Raw genomic sequence first — 20,552 nt, 5'->3', positions numbered from 1 at the left:
GCAGGGCTTTTGAATTGGTTATAGGCTCTCGCGCATGGCACCGAGCCCAACGGCCTATTTAGTCCTGGCGTCCCAGCGCAGTGGCAGCACCCTGCTGGTGGAGTCCCTGCGCGCGACCGGAATGGCGGGCGAGCCGCAAGAGTTCTTCCAGTACCTCCCGCACACCAGCATGTCGCCGCAGCCCCGCGAGTGGTTCGCCGATGTCAGCGATGAATCCATCCTGCGGTTGCTTGATCCCCTCATCGAGGGCAAACCGGATATCGCACCCGCCGAGATCTGGCGCGACTACATCAGGACGGTGGGGCGCACTCCGAACGGGGTGTGGGGCGGCAAGCTCATGTGGAACCAAACGCCCCTGTTGATGCAGCGTGCCAAGGACTTGCCGGTCCGGTCCGGCGACGGTCTGCTCGCGGCGATCCGTGATGTTGTCGGCAGCGACCCGGTGCTCATCCACGTCTACCGGCCGGACGTGGTGTCACAGGCCGTCTCGTTCTGGCGGGCCGTGCAGACCCGGGTCTGGCGTGGACGCCCCGACCCCGTTCGCGACTCCCGCGCCGAGTATCACGCCGGTGCCATCGCACACATCGTCACCATGCTGAGGGCACAGGAAGAAGGTTGGCGCGCCTGGTTCGCCGAGGAGGATGTCAACCCCCTCCAGGTGCCCTATCCGGTGTTGTGGCGCAACCTCACTGAGACCGTGGGCACCGTTCTGGACGCACTCGGGCTGGACCCTCGACTGGCGCCGTCGCCGGTCCTGGAACGTCAAGCCGACCAGCGCTCCGATACCTGGGTGGAGCGCTACCGCTCCGATGCCGAACGAGAGGGACTACCGCTGTGAGGCAGATACCGTGACGGACGTAGAAGACACCACCCACGTCGACGAGCTCCGGCTACTGGAAGCCGAAGCGGTGCACATCATCCGGGAGGTGGTCGCCGAACTGCAGCGCCCGGTGCTGCTGTTCTCGGCTGGCAAGGATTCGATCGTGCTACTCCGGCTGGCAGAGAAGGCTTTTCGGCCGACTCCGCTACCGTTCCCGGTCCTGCACATCGACACCGGTCACAACTTCGACGAGGTCATCGAGTTCCGGGATCGCCGGGTCACCGAACACGGCCACAAACTGATCGTCGGCTCGGTGCAGGAAACCATCAACAGCGGCCGCGTTCCCGACCCGGGTCCGAGCGCATCGCGCAACCGCCAACAGACCCGCACCCTGCTGGATGCCCTGGAGGCCGGCGGATTCGACGCCGCGTTCGGCGGGGCCCGGCGCGACGAGGAACGGGCTCGCGCCAAGGAGCGCATCCTGAGCTTCCGCGACGAGTTCGGGCAATGGGACCCCCGCGCACAGCGACCAGAGCCGTGGTCGCTGTACAACGGCCGGATCAAGAAGGGCGAACAGGTGCGGGTTTTCCCGCTGTCCAACTGGACCGAACTGGACATCTGGCGCTACATCGAACTGGAGAGCCTCGAGCTGCCGTCGATCTACTTCGCCCATGAACGCGAGGTGGTGGCCCGCGACGGCATCCTGCTGGCCGTATCGGAATACGTTCAGCCACAAGCAGATGAGCGATCCGCCGTGGAGTGGGTGCGCTACCGCACCGTCGGCGACCTCACCATCACCGGCGCAGTGCGCTCCCGCGCCACCGACATCGCCGGCGTGATCGACGAAATCTCCGCTGCCACCGTGTCGGAACGCGGCGAGACGCGAGCAGATGACCGCACCTCGGTGGCAGCCATGGAAGACCGCAAGCGGGAAGGCTACTTCTGACATGGGGAGAGCACAACTACGGAGGATCCAACCGTGACCAGGCAACTCCTGCGTATCGCCACCGCGGGCTCGGTCGACGACGGCAAGAGCACGCTGATCGGTCGACTGATGCACGACACCGACAGCCTGCCACTGGATCATCTGGAAGCGGTGACCGACGAAGCCGGGGTGGCGGACCTGGCCGCACTCTCCGACGGGTTACGCGCCGAGCGTGAACAAGGCATCACCATCGATGTCGCCTACCGGTTCTTCTCCACCCGGACCCGCAGCTACATCCTCGCCGACACCCCGGGCCATGAGCGGTACACCCGCAACATGTTCACCGGCGCGTCCAACGCGCATGTGGCCATCCTCCTGGTCGACGCTCGCGCCGGAGTGTTACGTCAGACCCGTAGACACGCCCGCATCGCAAAGCTGTTGGGGATCAAACATTTTGTCGCATCCGTGAACAAGATCGACCTGGTGGACTTCGACGCCGGACGGTTCGCCGAGGTCGAGGCCGAGCTGCTGCAGCTGGCCGAGCGCCTCGGTGTCGCAGACCTGGCCGTCATCCCGATCGCCGCCAAACACGGCGACAACGTGGTGCACAAATCCGATCGGACCCCCTGGTACGGCGGTCCGTCGCTGCTCGACCATCTCGAGTCGATCGAACTCGTGGCACCCCAACCGGAACCAGCAAAACTGCGGCTACCGATTCAGTGGGTGTCCCGCCCCACCGCTCAGCAGCGGCGGCGCTACACCGGTCGGCTGTCAGCCGGCACGCTGAGCGTCGGTGATCCGGTGGTGTCCCTGCCGTCGGGCACCCGGTCGACGGTGACCGCACTGGACACGCTCGACGACGCCCGCAGCACCGCCGTCGCACCACTGTCGGTGTCGATCGAGCTGGCTGACGACATCGACGTCGGCCGCGGCGACGTCCTTGTCAGCGGCGCCGAGGACGCGGTGCTACCGGTGACCGCCCGTGAGCTCTACTCCACGATCTGCTGGTTCACCGACACTCGACTGCGAGCCGGTGACCGACTGGCCCTCAAACAGGGAGCCCGTACGGTACGCGCCACCGTGCAGGAGTTGCACACCCGGCTCGACCCCGAAACTCTCGACGACCTCGACCAACCAGTCGAGCTGGGCGTCAACGACATCGGAACCGTGACCCTGCGCACCAGCTCCATCGTCGTCGCCGACCCTTACGCCGACAACCGCGACAGCGGTGCGTTCATCCTGATCGACGAGACGACCAACGACACCGTCGGCGCCGGCACCATCACCGAGGCCCGAGAGATCATCCCGGGATCCCAGACCCGCAACGACATCCGTTGGCATCCGTCCAGCCTGGATCGCCAGTACCGATGGCAGAAGACCGGGCAGCGCGGGGCCACCATCTGGTTCACCGGCCTGCCCGCCTCCGGCAAGTCGACGGTGGCGGTTGCCGTCGAACGTGCGCTGGTCGAATCCGGCGATGTGGCTTACCTTCTCGACGGCGACAACCTACGCCATGGGTTGTCCGACGATCTGGGATTCTCCGCCGGTGATCGGGCGGAGAACATCCGCCGGGTCGGGCATCTGACCCGCCTGCTCGCCGATTCCGGAGTGGTGGCTCTGGCCTCGTTGGTCTCACCGTTGAAGTCCGACCGCGAGATCGCCCGCACCCTCAACGAGGCCGCCAAACTCCCCTTCATCGAGGTGTACATCTCGACCTCGGTCACCGAGTGTGAAAAGCGGGATCCCAAGGGGCTTTACGCGCGGGCCCGCGCCGGCGAGCTCAAGGGCCTGACCGGAATCGACGCGCCGTACGAGCCGCCCGAGAGTCCCGATCTGGTGCTCGACACCACCGGAGCCGATATCGACGCGCTGGTGGCCCAAGTGCTCGAGGTGCTGAACAAGGCCCGTGGTTGATCACGGGAATTTGAACACCTATCCATAGTTCACACCCGCGGTCACTACGTAGGTTCACCAGGTGGCCGACATCTCCTTGAACCAGACCGTGCGCGTCGACGCGACCCGACTGTGGGACCGCTTGGCAACGGTATCCCGATTCGGTATGACACCGGCCAACGGTCTGGACCGGTTGTCATTGAGCAACGCCGATCGTGATGCCAGGGCCTGGCTGCTCGATCAGGCGGCAACAGCCGGATACCACAGCGGAGTCGACGCCATCGGCAACATCTTCATCACCCGACCGGGCCGCAACCCCGAACTCGCGCCGGTGCTGGTGGGCTCCCACCTGGACAGTCAGCCCAAGGGCGGCCGATTCGACGGAACCTACGGAGTGCTCGCAGGAATGGAAGTTCTTGCCGTCCTCGATGACGCCGGCGTACAGACGCAACGTTCGGTGGTGGTGGCGAATTGGACCAACGAGGAGGGTTCCCGGTTCAGCCCCAGCATGTTGGGGTCAGCTGTGTACTCCCGGCAGTATCCGCTGGAGGAGGCTCTGCAGCGCCTCGACCACGACGGAGTGAGCCTGGGTGAGGCACTTCGGGACGCGGGTTACGCCGGCAACGACAACCAGGCCCCGTCCCGTCCCCATCGCTCCTTCGAGCTGCACATCGAGCAGGGCCCGGTGTTGGAGCAGGAGCGGATCGACATCGGCGTGGTGACGGGCGTGTACGGGATTCGCTGGTACGACGTGATTTTCGACGGCATGTCCGGCCACAGTGGAACCACGCCGATGGGACGGCGAAACGATGCCCTGGTCGCCGCTGCCGAAGTGATCGCCGCGGTACGCGCAGCAGCCGTTCGGGAGATCCCGGAGGTCCGCGCCACCGCCGGACGCATCGACGTCACTCCGAACTCCCGCAACGTCATTCCCGGTCGCACCGTTGTCCAGCTGGATATCCGTCATGCCGACAGCGAGGTTCTCGACCGTGTCGAGACCCAACTGCATTCCCTGGTACGGGAGGTCAGCCAGACACATGGGGTGCGCTACCGCATCGACCGCCCACTCGGCGTGGACCCCACCCGATTCGACCCGCGCGCGGTGGACACAGTGCGACAGGCAGCCCAGGCCGGTGGCCTGAGCTGGGTCGATATTGTGTCCGGGGCCGGCCATGACTCGGTCCACGTGTCACGAGTGTCGCCCACCGCGATGATCTTTGTGCCGTGTAAGGACGGGATCAGCCACAACGAAGCCGAAGACATCACCGAGCAGTGGGCTGCCAACGGAGCAACAGTTCTGCTGCATGCCGTGTTGGCCGCAGCGCAGGAGGATGACGCCCCATGACAACTCCGGCCGTGAATATCCGTGGCCTCTCCAAGAGTTTCGGCGCCCACACCGTGTTCAGCGACGTCAGTTTCGAGACGGCTGTCGGTCACGTCACCGCAATCATCGGTCCGAGTGGTTCGGGCAAGTCCACCCTTCTGCGTTGCATCAACCGGCTCGACACCCCGGACGCCGGCAGCGTCGACATCGGCAGCAGGCACTACCCTTCCGGTACGGAGCTGAGGCGAGCCCAACGAACCGAGCTGAATCGTCTGGTGGGCATGGTGTTCCAGAGCTTCAACCTCTTCCCCCACCTGACTGCCCTCCAAAATGTCGCACTGGCTCAGCGACGGGTTCTCGGCCGTTCGGCCGAGGCCGCCGAGGACTACGCACTCCGGCTTTTGGACAGCGTCGGTCTGGCCACCAAAGCCGCGTCGCGGCCCTCGACACTCTCCGGCGGCCAGCAACAGCGCGTCGCGATCGCCCGCGCGCTTGCGCTCGATCCGGAGGTGCTGCTGTTCGACGAGCCGACCTCGGCCCTGGATCCGGAGTTGGCGCAAGAGGTCCTCGGGGTGATGCGCGATCTCGCGGACCAGGGCCGCACCATGGTCGTGGTGACCCACGAGATGCGGTTCGCCCGCGGGGTCGCCGATCAGATCGCCGTGATGGCCGATGGATCTCTGATCGAAAAAGGCAGTCCGGCAGCGGTGTTCGAAGACCCATCCCACGAGCGCACCCGACGTTTCCTGCACGCCGTCGCGGACCGGTGACCGTGGAGACCTTCCTCGACACCATGACCATCATCGCCAAGGGGGTGCCCTTGACGATCGGCATCACCGCGGCCGCTCTACTACTGGGCGGACTGCTCGCTGTTCCCCTGGCCGTCGGTCTGGAGAGCCGCCGATGGTGGTGGCGTCGGCCCACCCGGCTGGTGGTCGACGTGGTGCGGGCGGTGCCGATCCTGGTGTGGCTGTTCATCGTGTACTTCGGTGTGCAGATCAACGGCGCGGCCGTTGATGAACTGACCGCTTCGGTGGTGGTACTGGCCGGAGTCACCGCGGCTTATCTCGCCGAGGTCTACCGCGCATCGGTAGCTGCCGTACCGCAGGGACAATGGGACGCCGCCCGTGCCGTCGGGCTGGGGCGGACTGCCGGCGTGTGGTGGGTCGTTGCACCGCAGGCGGTCTCGATCGCCATCCCGTCGTGCACCACGTTCGCGCTGACCTTGCTCAAGGACTCGTCGATCCCCAGCGTGATCGGGGTGACCGAAGTGACGTTCCGCACCGTCGCGCAGGTCCGCGAGCAGGGTGACGGGCTGGCTCCTTTCCTGGCGGCGCTGATCCTCTACATCGGGTTGAGTGTGCCGGTGGCGGTGGTGTCCCGTGGGGTCGACCACACCCTGCGGAAACGGGTGGGCCGATGACCGAGATCCTCTGGGCGAGCCTGCCAGATCTGCTGGCCGGGCTCCTGGTCACCGTGCAGCTGACGGTGGTGAGCGTCGGCGCCGGGATCCCTGCGGGGCTGCTGCTGGCACTGCTGACCGCTTCTCGGCGGCGTTGGGTGGCCTGGCCGGTGATCGTGGTGGTCGAGATCCTACGCGGCGCACCCGTGATCGTTCTGCTGCAACTCGTCTACTACGGGTTACCGGCCCAGGGTGTGACGCTAGCGGCGATGCCCTCGGTGTGGATCGCCATCGGACTCAGCACCGCGGCTTACAGCAGCGAGATCATCCGTGCCGGGCTCCAGTCGGTGGACCCAGGACAGGTCGAGGCCGCGCATGCGCTGGCGCTGGGGCGCCGTGACACCCTGCGTCACATCGTGCTTCCGCAGGCTGTGCGGGTGTCCGTACCGCCGCTGATGGGCCTGTCCATCCAGATGTTCCAGGCAACGTCGCTGGCCTTCGCAGTGTCGGTACCGGAGCTGATCAGCCGCGCCTACAACCAGGGTTCGATGACGTTCCTGTACCTGGAGTACCTCAGCTTGGCCGGCGTGCTGTACGCCGTCATCGCCCTTCCCGCCATCCGGGTGGTGGCCCGGTTGGAGCGGCGAATGGGCCTCTCCCCGCTCACATCGTTCGACAAGAAAGGCCCGGTCAATGCCTGACCAGACGCAGTTCCATCTCGGGTGGTTCCTCAACTACACCATCGACGGCTGGGCCGAACAATGGTCCGACGGCGCCAAGGACTTCTCCGGCGCGGTGTTCGTCGACGTGGCAAGGCAACTGGACCGCGCCGGCTTCGACTTCGTACTCCTCGAGGACAAGTTGATGGTGCCCGACACCTACGGCGGCACCTTCGAAGCCGAACTCCGGCACGCGGTGCACGCCCCCAAACTCGATCCCGCACCGCTGGTTCCGCTGCTCGCGCAGGCCACCGAGCACCTCGGGTTCATCGTGACGTTGTCGACGTCGTTCTATCCGCCGTACCTCCTGGCCAGGCTCATGTCCACGCTCGATCACCTCACCGGGGGTCGGGCCGGCTGGAACATCGTCACCTCCGGCGAGGACCGGGCCGCGCAGAACTTCGGGCTCGACGCCATCCCCGACCACGATCTGCGGTACGAAAAGGCCGACGAATACGTCGATCTGATTCGCCGGCTGTGGGGATCGTGGGAACCGGATGCCGTCATCCGCGACGAGGCCACCCGCACCTATGTCGACCACACCAAGGTCCATGACATCAACTTCGAGGGCCGGTTCTACCGCAGCCGCGGACCACTCAACACCGTCCCGTCACCCCAGCATTTCCCGGTGCTCGCCCAAGCCGGCGGGTCGCCCGCCGGCCGGGCGCTGGCAGCCAAGTACGCCGACACCATCGTCTCACCCGCCTCCACCCCGGAGGCGATGCGCGCCTACCGCGAGGACATCCGCAAGCGCGCCGCCGACAGCGGGCGCGATCCCGATGAGATCAAGGTGCTGTACCTGATCACTCCGATCCTCGGCGACACCGACGCCCACGCACGTGAACGTGCCCAGCGCCGAGTCGATGACCCCACTTTCATCGAACGCAGTCTGGTGGCGATCTCCGATGTCACCGACATCGACTTCGCGCAGTTCGATCTCGACAAACCTCTGCCCGCCGACCTCGAATCCCACGGCGAACAGGGCACTTACCGGGCGATGGTGGAAGGCAGCCGCAATTCCACGCTACGTGACGTGATCATCAGTGAGAACGGCCGCCGCAAGGGCGATATCGTCGGCTCACCGGCTACGGTCGCCGACCGGCTGCAGGACATCCACGAGTTCGTCGGCGGGGACGGTTTCCTGATCCAGTCACCGAGCCTGCGGATCAACCGCAAACACGTGATCGAGGTCACCGACGGTCTGGTGCCCGAACTACAGCGCCGCGGGCTGGTCCGAAAGAACTACCAGCACCAGCTCTTACGGGACAATCTGCGTCAATTCTGATCAACACCATCTTCTCGCCATTGAATTCCCGCTGCTTCTAACCCGTGACAATGGCGTCCCGCTGAGCAGACTCGGTTTCATGACGTCTGCAACTCTGAGCCGCGCTGTCTCTGATCTGTCCGCGGTGTGCCGACGGCCGGTCGCCCTCAACGACCGCAACATGGTGCCGGTGGCCTCCACCCCACACGAAGGACCGATCGATGCCAGCCGGATGGAGCTGCTGTACGGCAGGCCCGCACCGAGCACGGTGCGGGACCGGCTGTTCGCCGAGGAGCTCGACTCCAACCGCGGGCCCCGGCACATCGCGGCATTCCACGGCCTGGATCTGGGCCGGGCTTACGTGCCCGTTCGCGCCCAGGACGGTGACGTCATCGGGCATCTGTGGATCATCGACCCGGACCGGACGATCTCCGCGGGGGGCCTGGAAGACCTCGGTCGCACCGCGACCGAACTGCTCACCCGCCCGCTCAATGCCATCGCCCCGGCGAGTACCACCGACGAGGTCGCCGCCGTCGTCTTGCAGTCCGAAGCCCACCGCATGGTGGTGGTGGCACGTTCGGCCGGCCCGGTGTTCGATCCGACCGGACACGCCAATGTCAGCCTCGACGGTGTGCTGGCCGGCGCGGACCTGCAGCACCGATTCGGAGTCGACGCCGCGGCTGCACCGGCTTCCGACAGCGACGGTGAGGTGATCGGCGTCGTCGTGCTGGGCGGACCGGCGGCAGCGTTGAACCGGGACCGCACCGATGAAGCGCTCTCCGCCCTGCGACGTGAGTGGCAGCAGCACCTTCCGGACACCGCCTCGGACACGTTACGCATCGCGGTCTCGGCACCCCGCGGCGCCGGCCAGTCGGTGCAGCACGCCACCTCGGCGCTCAAAGACCTTCTGCGACACGGCACCGACGCACCGGGACCGGTATTCGCCGAAGATCACGACTCATTCGCGTTCCTCGAGGAGTTGCGCGCAGCATTCGGCGACGCGGCACCCCTGCAGCCCCTGAGTTCGGTCGAGCCCCTGCTCGTGAGCACCCGCACCCGCGAGGTCGCCCGGACGGTCAAGGCGTACCTGGACAGCAACGACGATGCCCAGCAGACCGCGCAGAAGCTGTTCATCCACCGCGGCACGCTGTACTACCGGATCAATCAGGCGCAGCGATTGACCGGGTTGACGATGACTGGCGCCAATCGACTCCGGATGCACCTCGGTCTGGTACTGGCGGAGGTGTCGGGGAGGATCTGAGGCCGTCCGCAGCGATCAGGATCTCATCCAGCAGCGCGCTGTTGCTGCTCACCACCGGCAAGCCGACGGCGTCCCGGATCTCCGGGAGATGCTCCAGGGTACGGAGATTGGTGCAGCTCAGCAGCGCGGCGTCGGCATCGTCGGCACGGGCGGCGACGAGATCGATGAGTGCGGATGTCGGCAGGCGGGCGGTGTCCTCGTCCTCGACGATGGACAGCGCAGTGCTGGTCACCACGGTGAAGCCCTGTGCGCCCAGGTAGTCCACCTCGGCGGCGACTATCTCGGGAAGATAGGGGGCGCCGAGCCGGATCCGCTGTGCGCCCAGCCTGTTCAACGCCGACACCACCGATCGCGCCGCCGTGATGACGGGCGCGCCGGTGATCTGTTCGAGGCGTTCGACGAGCTCCACCTCGTGCTCCGAGCCGAACACGAATGTTCCGCTGGTGCAGGCGAAGACGATGAGGTCAGGTTGAAGCTGCGCCAGCGTACGGGCCTGCGCCGCGGCGTCGGCCTCCATGCGCCGGAGGTCCTCGATGGTCACCGATTCGAGCACCATCCGCGCGACGTGCACGCTGGCCCGGCAGGCCAGCCGGGTCGGCAGTTCCAATTCCACCGCAGTGTCCGTCGCGGGCAGGAGTACTCCCACCCGCAACGGACGCGCACCGTCGGTCACGCGAAACGCGGGTCGCCGGTGGTGGCGGCAGCCGGGTCCAGGCCGGCCTCCTCGAGGAAGCCGGCGATCGAGCCGTCCTCATGCAGTTGTTTGATCGCGGAGTTGAGCCCGTCTTTGAGTTCCGGCTTGTCCTTGGCGAGAACAAACGCCGTTTGTCCGGGTGCCGTGGTCGACTCGACGCGGCCGTCGGCCGGCAGCACGGTGACGGTGAATCCGTCGTCCTGATAGAGGTACAGCGCAGTGCCCTGACTGTCGACCGCCGCGTCCAACCGGCCGGCGATCAGATCCTGCTTCAACTCCGAAGACGACGGGTACAGCGCCAGCGAATCTCCGTAAATAGCTTCCAGATCCGGGTTCCAGTTGTATCCCTGGACGGTCCCGACCCGCTTGCCGATCAGACTGTCGATACTGGTGATCGGCTCGGTGGCGATGAACGCACCCGGTTCGATGTAGAGCGGATGGGAGAAGTCGACGGACTTGTTGCGTTCGTGTGTGCGGAAGATCGACCCGATGGCCACGTCGATCCGGCCCTGCTGGACAGCGGGAATCAGCGCAGCAAAATCGTAAGGTCTGGCCACCACCTCGAGACCGTAGTGCTCGGCGATGGCGTTGACGATGTCACCGTCCGGGCCGGTGATGGTTCCGCCCTCCAGACCGACGAAGGGCGGGAAGGTGGGCACACCGACGGTCAACGCGCCCGTCTGCACGGTGGGGAACGGTGCCGACCCGGAATCCGCGGACTCCTGCTCCTGCTGACCACTGGAGCAGGCTGCCAGCGGCGCGAGCAGCATAGCGGCGGCAGCGAGGGCGGAGAGCACCCGCCGGTTCCGGACGAAACTCATGGTCGATCCTTCGACGTCGGTCATCAGCCACGGTTGTGACGAGTACACGCTCACACGGTCAGCCGGGACAGCGACATAGACAGTTGTTCAAAGCGGCTAACCCGTCTTGCGCGCCACCACGAAGACCCTGCGGAACGGATAGAACGTGCGACCGTCGGGGCGCTTCGGGTACGCCTCGTCGAGCAACAGACTCAGCGCGTGTCGGTACTGGTGCCACTCCTGCGCCGACAAACGACTCTTCACCACCGTCAGTGCCGACCCGGTGATCCAGTCGAGCACCGGGGTGGCGCCCGAGAGTTCGTGGATGTAAGTGGTTTCCCAGGCATCGACGGTGCAGCCGGCATCGGTCAGCAAGCCGGCGTATTCACTCGGTGTCCGGACCGGGCGACCGTCCCGAAACGGCATGTCCCGCAGCGGGTTGGCAAACGGTGATCGTCGCGAGACCTCGACCAGTGCGCGGTGCGACGGTGCGTCCCAGTTGCCGGGCACCTGAAATGCCAGCCACGAGCCGGGCGCCAGCTCCCGCACCCAGCGGGCCACCAGGTCGGCGTGGCCGGGCACCCAGTGCAGCGCGGCATTGGAGATCACCACATCGGTGTCGGGTCGCGGCGCCCACCCGGCCAGATCACCCACGGAGGCGTCGATACCGCGTTCCCGGGCCGCCGCCACCATCTCCGGCGATGCGTCGAGCGCCTCGATCACCGCTTCCGGCCAGCGCTGCGCCAACGTCGCCGTGAGATTACCGGGGCCACAGCCCAGGTCGACCACCCGTCGAGGGGCAGCACAATCGATACGCGATGTCAGGTCGAAAAACGGGCGGGCCCGGTGATCGGCGAAAGCCAGGTAGACGTCCGGATTCCACATGATGCAATCATGTATCGACGATGGAGGAAGCAGCAGCGGTACGCCGGATCTGGGAGTCTCTAGGGCTGCCGGGTGTCATCGATGTGCACACCCACTTCATGCCGAAGCCGGTGATGGACAAGGTGTGGCAGTACTTCGACGCCCAGGGCCCGCTGATCGGCCGGCCGTGGCCCATCACCTACCGCGCCGGCGAAGCAGAGCGGGTTCGCACGCTGCGTGATTTCGGGGTGTGGGCCTTCACCTCACTGATCTACCCGCACAAACCGGGCATGGCGGTGTGGCTGAACCAGTGGGCGGCACAGTTCGCCGCGCAGACACCCGACTGCCTGTCCACTGCCACGTTCTACCCCGAACCCGGGGCCACCGAGTACGTCGGCGCCGCCATCGCAGGCGGCACCCGCGTGTTCAAGGCGCACATCCAGGTCGGCGACTACGAACCCAACGACCCGCTCCTGGACGGCGTGTGGGGTCACCTCGAGGACGCGCAGCTGCCGGTGGTGATCCATTGCGGCTCGGGTCCGGTACCGGGAACCCACACCGGGGCCGAACCGGTGCGCCGCCTGCTGCGTCGATATCCCCGTCTCTCGTTGATCATCGCCCACCTCGGGATGCCCGAGTACGGCGAGTTCCTGAACCTGTGCCTGACCCACGAACAGGTGCGGCTCGACACGACCATGGCGTTCACCGGTTTCTCCGAGGAGGCGATGCCGTTTCCCGGCGAGCTGCGGCCACAGTTGCGTGATGCCGGTGAGCGCATCCTGTTCGGCAGCGACTTCCCGAACATCCCGTACAGCTATGCCGACGCGCTGCGGTCGATCACCGAGTTGGACGGGGTCGACAACCGGTGGATACGGAACGTGCTGTTCGACAACGCTGCGCGGTTGTTCGGCCTGGAATGACAACACCGGTTATCATCACCGGTGGTGACTGACCCGATAGAGCTGCCGATTCCCTCGGTTCCCGGGGCCGATGCCGGCGCCAGGGGCTTGCCGGGCCGTGCCGAGTTGACCGCGACCCAACAAACGATCGTCGACGCCTCGGTGGTCGCCGACCTCGGACTCCGTACCGTCGTCGCTTCGGTGATCGGTGCCGCCATGGTGCCCAAGTTGCTCACCGATTCGGTGCGGCCCGGCCGGGAGCGGGACAAGTTGGCCTTCTACGCTGACCTGGCCGCTCAGCACGACGTGAAGGTGTCATTCCCCCCGCCGTCGATGACACCGCGGGTCACTGCGGAGCGCGCCAATGCTTTCGCCACCTGGGTGGCCCACGGAAACGTGGAGAACATCCGGTTCGACAGTTCGTTCCGCGCCATCAATCCCGAGATGCGCGGGACGTGGAATGCGTTGCAGAACAACAGCATCGTGCATGCTCAGCACTGGCGCCACGATGACGGCCCCCGCCCGACGCTGTGCGTCATCCACGGATTCATGGGTTCGGCGTATCTGGCCAATGGACTGTTCTTCTCGCTGCCGTGGTTCTTCCGCTCCGGCTACGACGTGCTGCTGTACACGCTGCCGTTCCACGGCGCCCGGGCCGAGAAGTGGTCACCGTTCAGCGGTTACGGTATCTTCGCCAACGGTATGGCCGGATTCGCCGAGACCATGGCTCAGGCCATTCATGACTTTCGCTCGGTGATCGACCATCTCGAGAGCACCGGCGTCGACAAGGTGGCGGTGACCGGGCTCTCCCTGGGCGGCTACACCGCGGCACTGGCCGCCTCCGTTGATCACCGCATCCGCGCCGTCATCCCGAACGTGCCGCTGGTGACGCCGGAATCCGCCTTCGACGACTGGTGGCCGGCCAGCACGCTCGTGGCGCTCGGCCGCCTCACCGGAGGAGTCACCCGAAAGGTGTCCGCAGCCGCGTCGGCCTACCACTCACCGCTGAACTACCGGCCGTTGGTGCCCAAGAACCGCAGGCTGATCATCACCGGCCTGGGCGACCGACTGGCTCCACCCGATCAGGCGGAGAAACTGTGGAAACACTGGGATCGTTGTGCCCTGCACTGGTTTCCGGGTAGCCACTTGATCCACGTCAGCCAGCGTGCCTATCTGAGACGGATCACGGAGTTCCTTCACCCCATCATGTTCTGAGCGCCAGCCGCTGGGTGGACTCTGGATGCAGTGCCGTGACCACCCGCCGTTGGTGACCACGAAGGTGACCGAGCTTCGGCAGCGGCGCCGCGGTGGGCAGTTCGTCGGTGCGGACCGCGCAGACAGCGGTCATGTCAGGTCGCGCCGGCGCACCGCTCAATTCCACTGCCGTCCAGAGTTCCACGGCACCGACGGAGCGGAGTTCACCGAGGGTCTGCCGGAGTTCGGTGTCGGCGGGGACCGAATAGCAGGCGAGGTAGCCCTGCTCACCGTCCTGCATCGCTCGCCACCGCTCCTTGGAATCGGGGCCCAGCACGTCGGGGATATCGACGTCGACGGTGCTGACCGACCATCCGAGCTCACGGAGGTGGTCAGCCAACCGCCGGGCCGTCACCTCGGCGGTCGCCCGGAGCGGAATGTCAGCTGAACGTGCTTGCAGAGCAGGAAGATTGGCCGCTGCCGATAGTGTCAGCCCGATCCAGGTGGTTCGCCCGGAGGGGGTGTCGCGGTGGGTGATCCGCACCGAGTCGCAACAAATTCCGTAGCAGTCGAGGTAGCCGGCAAGCGTAGCCAACGGCAGCTCCTGCTCGCCGAAAACCCGGAGCACGACGGTCGTATGGGCATCTTCTCCGGTGTGCTGCACCTGATGCCGTGGCTCGGAACCGCGTCGCAGCAGCCTCGCGCGGCGGGCCGCCACAGTGGTGAGGAACTCACCACGCCACCAGGAGAACACCACGATCACCACGACGATCGCGATCCCGAGGAGCCACCAGTCCAGCGTGCGCTGCCACGGGTAGGCCAGCGCGGCGGGAATCACCACCAGCAATGCCAACATGATTCGTCCCGTCACTGGGAACGCTCCTTTCGTCGGTGCATGACAAGCGCCGTCGCAGCAACCGCCAGCACCAATGCCGCGGTACCACCGAGCGCGACGACGCGAGGCAGGGAGTCTGCCGGTTCGGGCACGACAGGTGCCGCGATCACGGAGCCTGTCTCCTCCGCTACCGGCGCGGGCAGCTCCCAGGTGAGGGCCGCAACCGGGTCGACCGTGCCGACTCCGACAAGATTGGACGGATCCTGGGCGCCGTTGCTTGCGGTGCCGGTGATCCGTTCGATGACCTGCGGTGCAGACATGTCCGGGAACCGGCTGCGCACCAGCGCCGCCACTCCCGATACGTACGCCGTGGCGTAACTGGAACCGCTGATGGTTCCCAGGACGTTCTGACTGTTTGGAAAACCGTTGGCCAGACCACCTTCTGGACCGTTACTCAGTGAGACGATGTCCTCCCCCGGTGCTGCGATACCCACCCAGGGTCCGGCCATGGTGAACGCCGACGGCTGGCCCTGCGAAGTCAAGGACCCAACGGAGAGCACATACGGCTGCCACCACGACGGGGTGGACACGGAGGTGACGCCGGCCCAGTTCCGCGGGTCCTCGGCAGGCCCGGAGTTGTTGAGCGGGTTGGATTGGCAGGACGGACCGCCGGCCACCCCGCCCGGCGCCGCATCACCGGCGGCCGCCACGATCACCACATCCTTGTCCACTGCGGCGTACCGCAACGCGGCACCGAGCGTGGTCTGGTCGACGCTGTTGGCCACCGGCAGGCAGGTGACGGTCGAGATGTTGATGACGCGCGCGCCCGCATCGGCCGCGCGCACCACGGCCCGGGCCAGCGAGGCGACATCGATGCCGGCACGGGCGGTTTCCTGATCCTCCGCCGGCGCCGACGGCGCAAACAGCGCCGAGGACTGACGGATCGAGAGCAGCCGCGCCGCCGGCGCCACCCCGGAGAAACCGTCATCTCCGGGTTGGCCGGCGATGATGCCCGCCACCAGCGTGCCGTGGCCGTCACAGTCGGTCAGTCCATCGGTGCCGGCCAGGTAATCGCCCCCGCCGTCGAGGTTCGGCAATCGTGGGCCCGGTTGCACACCGGTGTCGATCACCGCGACCACCTGGCCCTCACCGCGTGAGAACCGCCATGCACCGGCAAGATTCAGCATGACCGCAGCGGCGGGCACCGTTGCGGCATCGAAGTCGGGAAACACCGTGGTGTCGATGCATTCGCCGCGCTGACTCATCGCAACGCCCGGGCCGGCAGTACCCGAGGGAGGCTGTACCGCAGGATCCACCTCCGGCGGGCTGACCGCCCACGCGGACGGCGACGCCGTGAGCAACACGGTCAGCCCGACCGCCGCACAACGAAGGCCGAGACCGATCATCGATTGAGGATCCAGGTGAAGACACCCACCAGGTAGGCCATCACCGGGATCAGTGAGGCATCAACGCCGGATGCGACAAATCCGACCAGTCGGCGCATCGGCAGCGAGTAGCTCTCAGCCGAAGCCAGTTTCGGATTGGTGGCTGCTAAGACCCAAACCGCCACCATCGCAGCCAACACCACGCCCGCCCACAACGCCGCGACGTGCCGCCCCTGCACCAGATAGGACACCACCAGGATCACGGCCACCAGGTGTGGCTGCGCCAACAGCCATGCCTTGCAGGACACCGTGTCCCACACGCGGGCACGCAGGACAGCCGCGGCGCCGGTGGCGACCACGACATACCAGCCCCAACCGCCGGGAGCCTCGGCCAGACCCGCGATGGCCAGACAGCCGAGCACCGACAGCACCACCGCACCGGCGATGAATCCAGTCTGGTGGGCCTCGCTGATGCGCACCCGTCGGGGTAGATCACGCAACACGCTCAGCGACGGTCCCGACGGCGCCGGATCTCCGGGGGCCGGGATGACCGGCAGCGGCAGCCGGGCCCACAGCGCCGACAGTTGCGCCGCCTGCACGGTGATCAGCAGGGCCAGCACGACCAGGAGGCAGCCCAGGGAAAGCAGTGGCGGCGACCAGATCAGCGCTACCCCGGCTGCCAGTGCAACACCCAGGCCGACAACGCTGCCCGCGGTGAAGAAGGCTCGAGACCGGTCCGCGTTGTCACCGGCGAGGATCACGCTGATCAGCGACCAGGCCGTCGCCCCGGCCGCACCCAACAGCACCTGTGCGGCGCCGAAGTCCCCGGGAACAGCGAGGGTGAACGCCGCGGTGATCGGGACCAGCGCGACCACCGTCGTCTCGATCACGGGTGGCCGCACGCGGGCCCGCAACAGCAGCGCTGCCACCGCGGTGACGGCGGCCAGCACGCTCACCACATACAGACCGACGGGGTCGTTGGTGGCGATGACCTGGCTGACACCGATCCCGGTGACAACCAGCACCAATACCACCATCGCAGCCCGCGCTGCAGCCTGAATGTGCCGGATTCCCCACGGCTTCAGCCGTGATGCCGAGAAGATCACGGTGGCGTCGGCGATGTCCTCGACGATCCCCGGCGCCGCCGGACCGGTCGGAACAGGTTGCAGTGCCAGCAGGTCACCGTCGACGACGCCCACCGTGTCCAGGGTGGCGTCGAGGCTGAACGGGGCGCCACCGACGGGTGCCAGGCTCAGCAGCCGCGGCGGCTCCCCGGCAGTGTCATCGGCGGGCAACAGCCGGCGCACCGCGGGCAGGATCTCCCGGAGCGGAAGCTCGGATGGCAGCGCAACCTCGGTCAAGCGACTCTCGGCCAGGATCGCCACCCGGACGATGGGCAACACCGGGGTACTTCCCAGACCGGTTGCGGACTCACTCATGTATCGGTTCTTCTCTTTCAGATTCTCTGGAAACTCAGGCCTGGCGGGAGCTGAAGTCGCGAACCAGGTGTGCAGACGGGAACCACTGCCCGTCCGGCAATGTCGCGGTGAGGTTGTCGACCGCCACTGCAACGGCAAAGGAGGTGCCGGGTGCAAATGTCGATATCCACTCTCCGTCAGGCGCTTTGCTCGGGCTCACCAGCACCCGGCCTTCTTCGGTGTCGACCAATGCGACACCCACTTCTGAGGTGCGATGGGTGCCGTCGCGACGCTGCCCCGCCACCACCTCCACGTACTCGGCCGGGCGGTCGAACACCGATCGCACCACCGGCCGCGCAGCTTCGGGCACACCCAGGTACTCGAGCACCCCGGACAGATCGGCACCCGCCCGCAGCTGGTCGTCGGCTCTGGCACCCACCCGCGCCGGGATCGAGAACTCGTCGAACCGCGCCGCCGGGCGGTCACCGAGCCCGACGGCAACGATCGGAACAAGGTCGTAGGGGTCGTCGACCGTCAGTGAGGTGAACGTGACCAGTTGCGCGTTGCGCAGCGCCACAACGGTACGGTCGCCACGCCGTGCGACGATACCGCGTAGCAACTCACCGTCGCCGGATCCGGCACGGACGTAGCGCAATTCGAGCCAGCGATCGGGAAAGCACACCACCCGGATCCACTCCGAGACCGCCGCGGAGATCTGGCCGGACGCACCGGTGATCACGTTGAGGCGTCGCAGTTCCTCCCGCTGCGCCGTGACAAAGCCGTCCCGTTGCCGCGCATCCCGGTAGGGCGTCGTGATCCCCAGGACCCACGGAAACGAGCCGGCGCCCACGGCATCGGCGATGTACCAGGCGCCGTCGACCGTCAGCTCAACGGCGTCAGGCGCGGCCATGTTCTCCAGCGGGCCTGCTCACTACCCTCCCCACTTGGCACCCTCGGCCGCATCGCGGGCCTGCATCGAGACCGTGTTGGTCTCGTGGGTGGTGGCCATGGCCCGATAGGCCCGGACGAGTTCCTCCATCGCCTGATTCCACTGCACCTGCCAGGCCTGGTACGTATGCCCGGTATCGCCTTGCCAGGCGCCCTGCAGCGCTGCCTGTTCGGCGGCGATGTCGGCGCCGACGGCAGCCAATGCCCCGGAGTAGCTGGACATCTCGCCGGCGTGACCGAGCATCGCCGGGTAGTTGTACATGATCTGCGACATCAGATTCCTCCATAGGTACTGGCTGCGGCGGCATCCTGGGCGACATAGGTGGCACCGGCCTCGCCCAAGTTGGCCTGCGCGATGTCGAGTAGGGCGTTCACCTTTGCGGCCACCTCGACGAAGCGAGCGTGCGCAGCCTGGAATGCGGCCGAGGACTCACCCATGTGGAAGGCCTGCGACGACATCGCCGCCTGCTCGGCCTGCGCGATGGTGCTGCGCATGAGCGCCGTCTTGGCGGCAAACGCGGATTCGGACGCGATGATCTGCGGAATGTGTGCGTCGAGAAGACTCATCGATCAGCTCCAATCTCTGGTGTGGTTGTTGTGGACTAACGGGTTTGATCAGGTGAATCCCCCTCTCCCCGGCCACCTTCGGAGGTCCAGGTAGAGGGAAGCATCGGGCTGGTCGATCCGGTACCGAACTCGTTGTCATCCACCGATCTGATACCGGCGGCCGTGCCGGCAGCGACGCTGGCGTGAGTCCCAAGCAATCCCGATGCGCCGAGAGTTCCCGCGCCCCCGTCCGAGGACTGTGAGGTCGCCGCTCGCGGCTGTTGATCCACCGGTTCCGCCGGCGGTGTCACCGGCCCGCCGTCCATCGTCATGTACTCATCGCGGTGCCCGCGGTTCTTGACCTCGGCTCCGCGGCGGCGCCGCGCCTTGCGCTTGGCCTGGGTGGCCGCCAGTGCGGCAGCCGAACTGACCGCGGCGATGTCCGAGGCGGGCGCCGAGGCCTTGTCTCCCTCGGTCAGGGTGGGTCCGACACCTTGATCCGGGTCCATCCCCTGCACCGCATAGGGCACCGCAGGGGTGGCCGCCGGTGCGGCCGCACTACCGGAAGGCACGGTCGCCGTACCGGATCCCGGTGCCGGTGCCGACGTCGGTGTCGCCGAAGGTGCGGCAACGCCCGCCGCCGGGAGCGGTTCGGCTCGTCCCGGGGCGGGAGCTGCTTCCGGCACCACCTCGGGAACGTAGGGCGGAATCATCAACAGCGGTAGGAGTTTGAGCAACTCGTTGGCGACCCCCAGCAGGATCGGCAGTACGATGGCCAGCAGCGGCTGGATCAGCAGCTGCGGGTAGGTCAGCAGGGCCCCGACCCATGAGATCGCCTGATATGCAACGGCGGTCAGGAGTGGCCCCCAGGTGACCAGCGCCTGCGCCGGATTGGTCAGGAAATCGGTGATCAGCCTGATCGAATTGCCGATCGGATCCCGGAAGAAGTCGATCAACGGCTCGAACAGCCGGCCGATCGAATCCATGTAGGCCCGCAGGATGTCGGCGATGATATCCGCGATGTTGTTGGCGGAACCGGATTCGGCGGCTTGGGCCTGAGCACCGGTCTGCATGGTCGACGCCATCATCGCACCGGCCTCACCGACGCCCGGGGTGAGGACAAACGGAGCTGGAGCGGTGCGAGGCGCCGACGCCAGCGCGGCGCCCGCCACCACCTGATACCCCGTCATCGTGGTGGCCGCCTGGATCCACATCCGCACGTAGTCTGCTTCGTTGATCGCCAGCGGAATGGTGTTGATACCAAAAAAATTGGTGGCGAGCAGGACACCCTGTCGCAGGTGGTTGGCAGCCAGCTCGGCCAGCGTCGGCATGGTCGCCAGCGCCGTCGTGTAGGCGGCGGC

At 66.6% G+C, this 20,552-nt stretch carries 21 protein-coding genes; 11 read left to right on the top strand and 10 right to left on the bottom strand.

The window, feature by feature from the left end:
- The first annotated feature begins 34 nt into the window (after window positions 1-34).
- From stf0 to WBB07_RS16430, 9 genes are all read left to right on the top strand, one after another.
- Complete coding sequence (stf0, locus tag WBB07_RS16470) at window positions 35-838, top strand: trehalose 2-sulfotransferase (RefSeq protein ID WP_526309465.1); 804 nt, start codon at window positions 35-37, stop codon at window positions 836-838.
- Window positions 810-1,766 (top strand): sulfate adenylyltransferase subunit CysD, encoded by a 957-nt coding sequence (gene cysD, locus WBB07_RS16465; protein ID WP_526309464.1) that lies wholly within the window; start codon window positions 810-812, stop codon window positions 1,764-1,766. Before stf0 ends, cysD begins: the two co-directional genes overlap by 29 nt.
- Before the next feature lie 33 nt (window positions 1,767-1,799).
- Window positions 1,800-3,659, top strand: a complete 1,860-nt coding sequence (gene cysN / locus WBB07_RS16460) for a sulfate adenylyltransferase subunit CysN (protein ID WP_526309463.1) — start codon at window positions 1,800-1,802, stop codon at window positions 3,657-3,659.
- Window positions 3,660-3,720: 61 nt separating this feature from the next.
- The gene (locus WBB07_RS16455) at window positions 3,721-4,983 is read left to right on the top strand and encodes a M20 family metallo-hydrolase (protein ID WP_526309462.1); all 1,263 of its coding nucleotides are present in this window, start codon (window positions 3,721-3,723) and stop codon (window positions 4,981-4,983) included.
- Window positions 4,980-5,732, top strand: a complete 753-nt coding sequence (locus WBB07_RS16450) for an amino acid ABC transporter ATP-binding protein (protein WP_526309461.1) — start codon at window positions 4,980-4,982, stop codon at window positions 5,730-5,732. Before WBB07_RS16455 ends, WBB07_RS16450 begins: the two co-directional genes overlap by 4 nt.
- On the top strand, window positions 5,729-6,385 hold the full coding sequence (locus WBB07_RS16445) for an amino acid ABC transporter permease (protein ID WP_526309460.1): 657 nt from the start codon (window positions 5,729-5,731) through the stop codon (window positions 6,383-6,385). The genes WBB07_RS16450 and WBB07_RS16445 overlap by 4 nt, the downstream gene beginning before the upstream one ends.
- Complete coding sequence (locus WBB07_RS16440) at window positions 6,382-7,065, top strand: amino acid ABC transporter permease (RefSeq protein WP_526309459.1); 684 nt, start codon at window positions 6,382-6,384, stop codon at window positions 7,063-7,065. The genes WBB07_RS16445 and WBB07_RS16440 overlap by 4 nt, the downstream gene beginning before the upstream one ends.
- Entirely contained in the window at window positions 7,058-8,368 is a 1,311-nt protein-coding gene (locus WBB07_RS16435) for an NtaA/DmoA family FMN-dependent monooxygenase (protein WP_526309458.1), read from the top strand. Before WBB07_RS16440 ends, WBB07_RS16435 begins: the two co-directional genes overlap by 8 nt.
- Window positions 8,369-8,447: 79 nt before the next feature.
- Window positions 8,448-9,608, top strand: coding sequence for a PucR family transcriptional regulator (locus WBB07_RS16430; protein ID WP_526309457.1), 1,161 nt, complete (start codon window positions 8,448-8,450; stop codon window positions 9,606-9,608).
- Here WBB07_RS16430 and WBB07_RS16425 read toward each other — a convergent pair.
- The 3 genes from WBB07_RS16425 to WBB07_RS16415 form a co-directional block, all read right to left on the bottom strand.
- A complete protein-coding gene (locus WBB07_RS16425; RefSeq protein WP_526309456.1) occupies window positions 9,508-10,281 on the bottom strand; it encodes a maleate cis-trans isomerase family protein in 774 nt (257 codons plus the stop codon). The genes WBB07_RS16430 and WBB07_RS16425 overlap by 101 nt on opposite strands.
- Entirely contained in the window at window positions 10,278-11,123 is an 846-nt protein-coding gene (locus tag WBB07_RS16420) for a substrate-binding periplasmic protein (protein ID WP_526309455.1), read from the bottom strand. The genes WBB07_RS16425 and WBB07_RS16420 overlap by 4 nt, the downstream gene beginning before the upstream one ends.
- A gap of 96 nt (window positions 11,124-11,219) precedes the next feature.
- Window positions 11,220-11,987, bottom strand: a complete 768-nt coding sequence (locus WBB07_RS16415) for a trans-aconitate 2-methyltransferase (RefSeq protein ID WP_526309454.1) — start codon at window positions 11,985-11,987, stop codon at window positions 11,220-11,222.
- 20 nt (window positions 11,988-12,007) lie between these two features.
- Between WBB07_RS16415 and WBB07_RS16410 the strand changes: the two genes are divergently transcribed.
- Both WBB07_RS16410 and WBB07_RS16405 read left to right on the top strand, forming a co-directional pair.
- The gene (locus WBB07_RS16410; RefSeq protein WP_526309453.1) at window positions 12,008-12,886 is read left to right on the top strand and encodes an amidohydrolase family protein; all 879 of its coding nucleotides are present in this window, start codon (window positions 12,008-12,010) and stop codon (window positions 12,884-12,886) included.
- 24 nt (window positions 12,887-12,910) lie between these two features.
- Complete coding sequence (locus WBB07_RS16405) at window positions 12,911-14,080, top strand: alpha/beta hydrolase (protein WP_526309452.1); 1,170 nt, start codon at window positions 12,911-12,913, stop codon at window positions 14,078-14,080.
- On the opposite strand, the gene eccE is transcribed toward WBB07_RS16405, so the two are convergent.
- The 7 genes from eccE to WBB07_RS16370 form a co-directional block, all read right to left on the bottom strand.
- Complete coding sequence (gene eccE / locus WBB07_RS16400; RefSeq protein ID WP_526309451.1) at window positions 14,070-14,930, bottom strand: type VII secretion protein EccE; 861 nt, start codon at window positions 14,928-14,930, stop codon at window positions 14,070-14,072. The genes WBB07_RS16405 and eccE overlap by 11 nt on opposite strands.
- Window positions 14,927-16,300 (bottom strand): type VII secretion-associated serine protease mycosin, encoded by a 1,374-nt coding sequence (mycP, locus tag WBB07_RS16395; protein ID WP_526309450.1) that lies wholly within the window; start codon window positions 16,298-16,300, stop codon window positions 14,927-14,929. The genes eccE and mycP overlap by 4 nt, the downstream gene beginning before the upstream one ends.
- Entirely contained in the window at window positions 16,297-17,718 is a 1,422-nt protein-coding gene (eccD, locus tag WBB07_RS16390) for a type VII secretion integral membrane protein EccD (RefSeq protein ID WP_526309449.1), read from the bottom strand. Before eccD ends, mycP begins: the two co-directional genes overlap by 4 nt.
- Before the next feature lie 34 nt (window positions 17,719-17,752).
- Window positions 17,753-18,607, bottom strand: a complete 855-nt coding sequence (locus tag WBB07_RS16385; protein ID WP_526309448.1) for an ESX secretion-associated protein EspG — start codon at window positions 18,605-18,607, stop codon at window positions 17,753-17,755.
- A gap of 21 nt (window positions 18,608-18,628) precedes the next feature.
- The gene (locus WBB07_RS16380; protein WP_526309447.1) at window positions 18,629-18,919 is read right to left on the bottom strand and encodes a WXG100 family type VII secretion target; all 291 of its coding nucleotides are present in this window, start codon (window positions 18,917-18,919) and stop codon (window positions 18,629-18,631) included.
- Window positions 18,919-19,212, bottom strand: coding sequence for a type VII secretion system protein EsxG (esxG, locus tag WBB07_RS16375; protein WP_526309446.1), 294 nt, complete (start codon window positions 19,210-19,212; stop codon window positions 18,919-18,921). Before esxG ends, WBB07_RS16380 begins: the two co-directional genes overlap by 1 nt.
- A 35-nt stretch (window positions 19,213-19,247) precedes the next feature.
- Window positions 19,248-20,552 (bottom strand): PPE family protein (locus WBB07_RS16370; RefSeq protein WP_526309445.1); only part of this gene is annotated, 1,305 nt, incomplete at its 5' end.

The organism is Mycobacterium sp., from assembly GCF_049647605.1.
In the GTDB taxonomy this organism is placed as follows: domain Bacteria; phylum Actinomycetota; class Actinomycetes; order Mycobacteriales; family Mycobacteriaceae; genus Mycobacterium.
Note: the sequence above shows the minus strand (reverse complement) of the source record. Positions and strands in the feature narration are given on the sequence as shown.

Excerpts from the sequence above, each read along its gene's own strand:
- WBB07_RS16420 (WP_526309455.1), bottom strand. The coding sequence starts at position 11,123 with ATGAGTTTCGTCCGGAACCGGCGGGTGCTCTCCGCCCTCGCTGCCGCC.
- WBB07_RS16430 (WP_526309457.1), top strand. The coding sequence starts at position 8,448 with ATGACGTCTGCAACTCTGAGCCGCGCTGTCTCTGATCTGTCCGCGGTG.
- WBB07_RS16440 (WP_526309459.1), top strand. The coding sequence starts at position 6,382 with ATGACCGAGATCCTCTGGGCGAGCCTGCCAGATCTGCTGGCCGGGCTC.
- cysD (WP_526309464.1), top strand. The coding sequence starts at position 810 with ATGCCGAACGAGAGGGACTACCGCTGTGAGGCAGATACCGTGACGGAC.
- WBB07_RS16450 (WP_526309461.1), top strand. The coding sequence starts at position 4,980 with ATGACAACTCCGGCCGTGAATATCCGTGGCCTCTCCAAGAGTTTCGGC.
- WBB07_RS16435 (WP_526309458.1), top strand. The coding sequence starts at position 7,058 with ATGCCTGACCAGACGCAGTTCCATCTCGGGTGGTTCCTCAACTACACC.
- WBB07_RS16415 (WP_526309454.1), bottom strand. The coding sequence starts at position 11,987 with ATGTGGAATCCGGACGTCTACCTGGCTTTCGCCGATCACCGGGCCCGC.
- WBB07_RS16380 (WP_526309447.1), bottom strand. The coding sequence starts at position 18,919 with ATGTCGCAGATCATGTACAACTACCCGGCGATGCTCGGTCACGCCGGC.
- WBB07_RS16385 (WP_526309448.1), bottom strand. The coding sequence starts at position 18,607 with ATGGCCGCGCCTGACGCCGTTGAGCTGACGGTCGACGGCGCCTGGTAC.
- mycP (WP_526309450.1), bottom strand. The coding sequence starts at position 16,300 with ATGATCGGTCTCGGCCTTCGTTGTGCGGCGGTCGGGCTGACCGTGTTG.
- WBB07_RS16410 (WP_526309453.1), top strand. The coding sequence starts at position 12,008 with ATGGAGGAAGCAGCAGCGGTACGCCGGATCTGGGAGTCTCTAGGGCTG.
- esxG (WP_526309446.1), bottom strand. The coding sequence starts at position 19,212 with ATGAGTCTTCTCGACGCACACATTCCGCAGATCATCGCGTCCGAATCC.
- stf0 (WP_526309465.1), top strand. The coding sequence starts at position 35 with ATGGCACCGAGCCCAACGGCCTATTTAGTCCTGGCGTCCCAGCGCAGT.
- eccD (WP_526309449.1), bottom strand. The coding sequence starts at position 17,718 with ATGAGTGAGTCCGCAACCGGTCTGGGAAGTACCCCGGTGTTGCCCATC.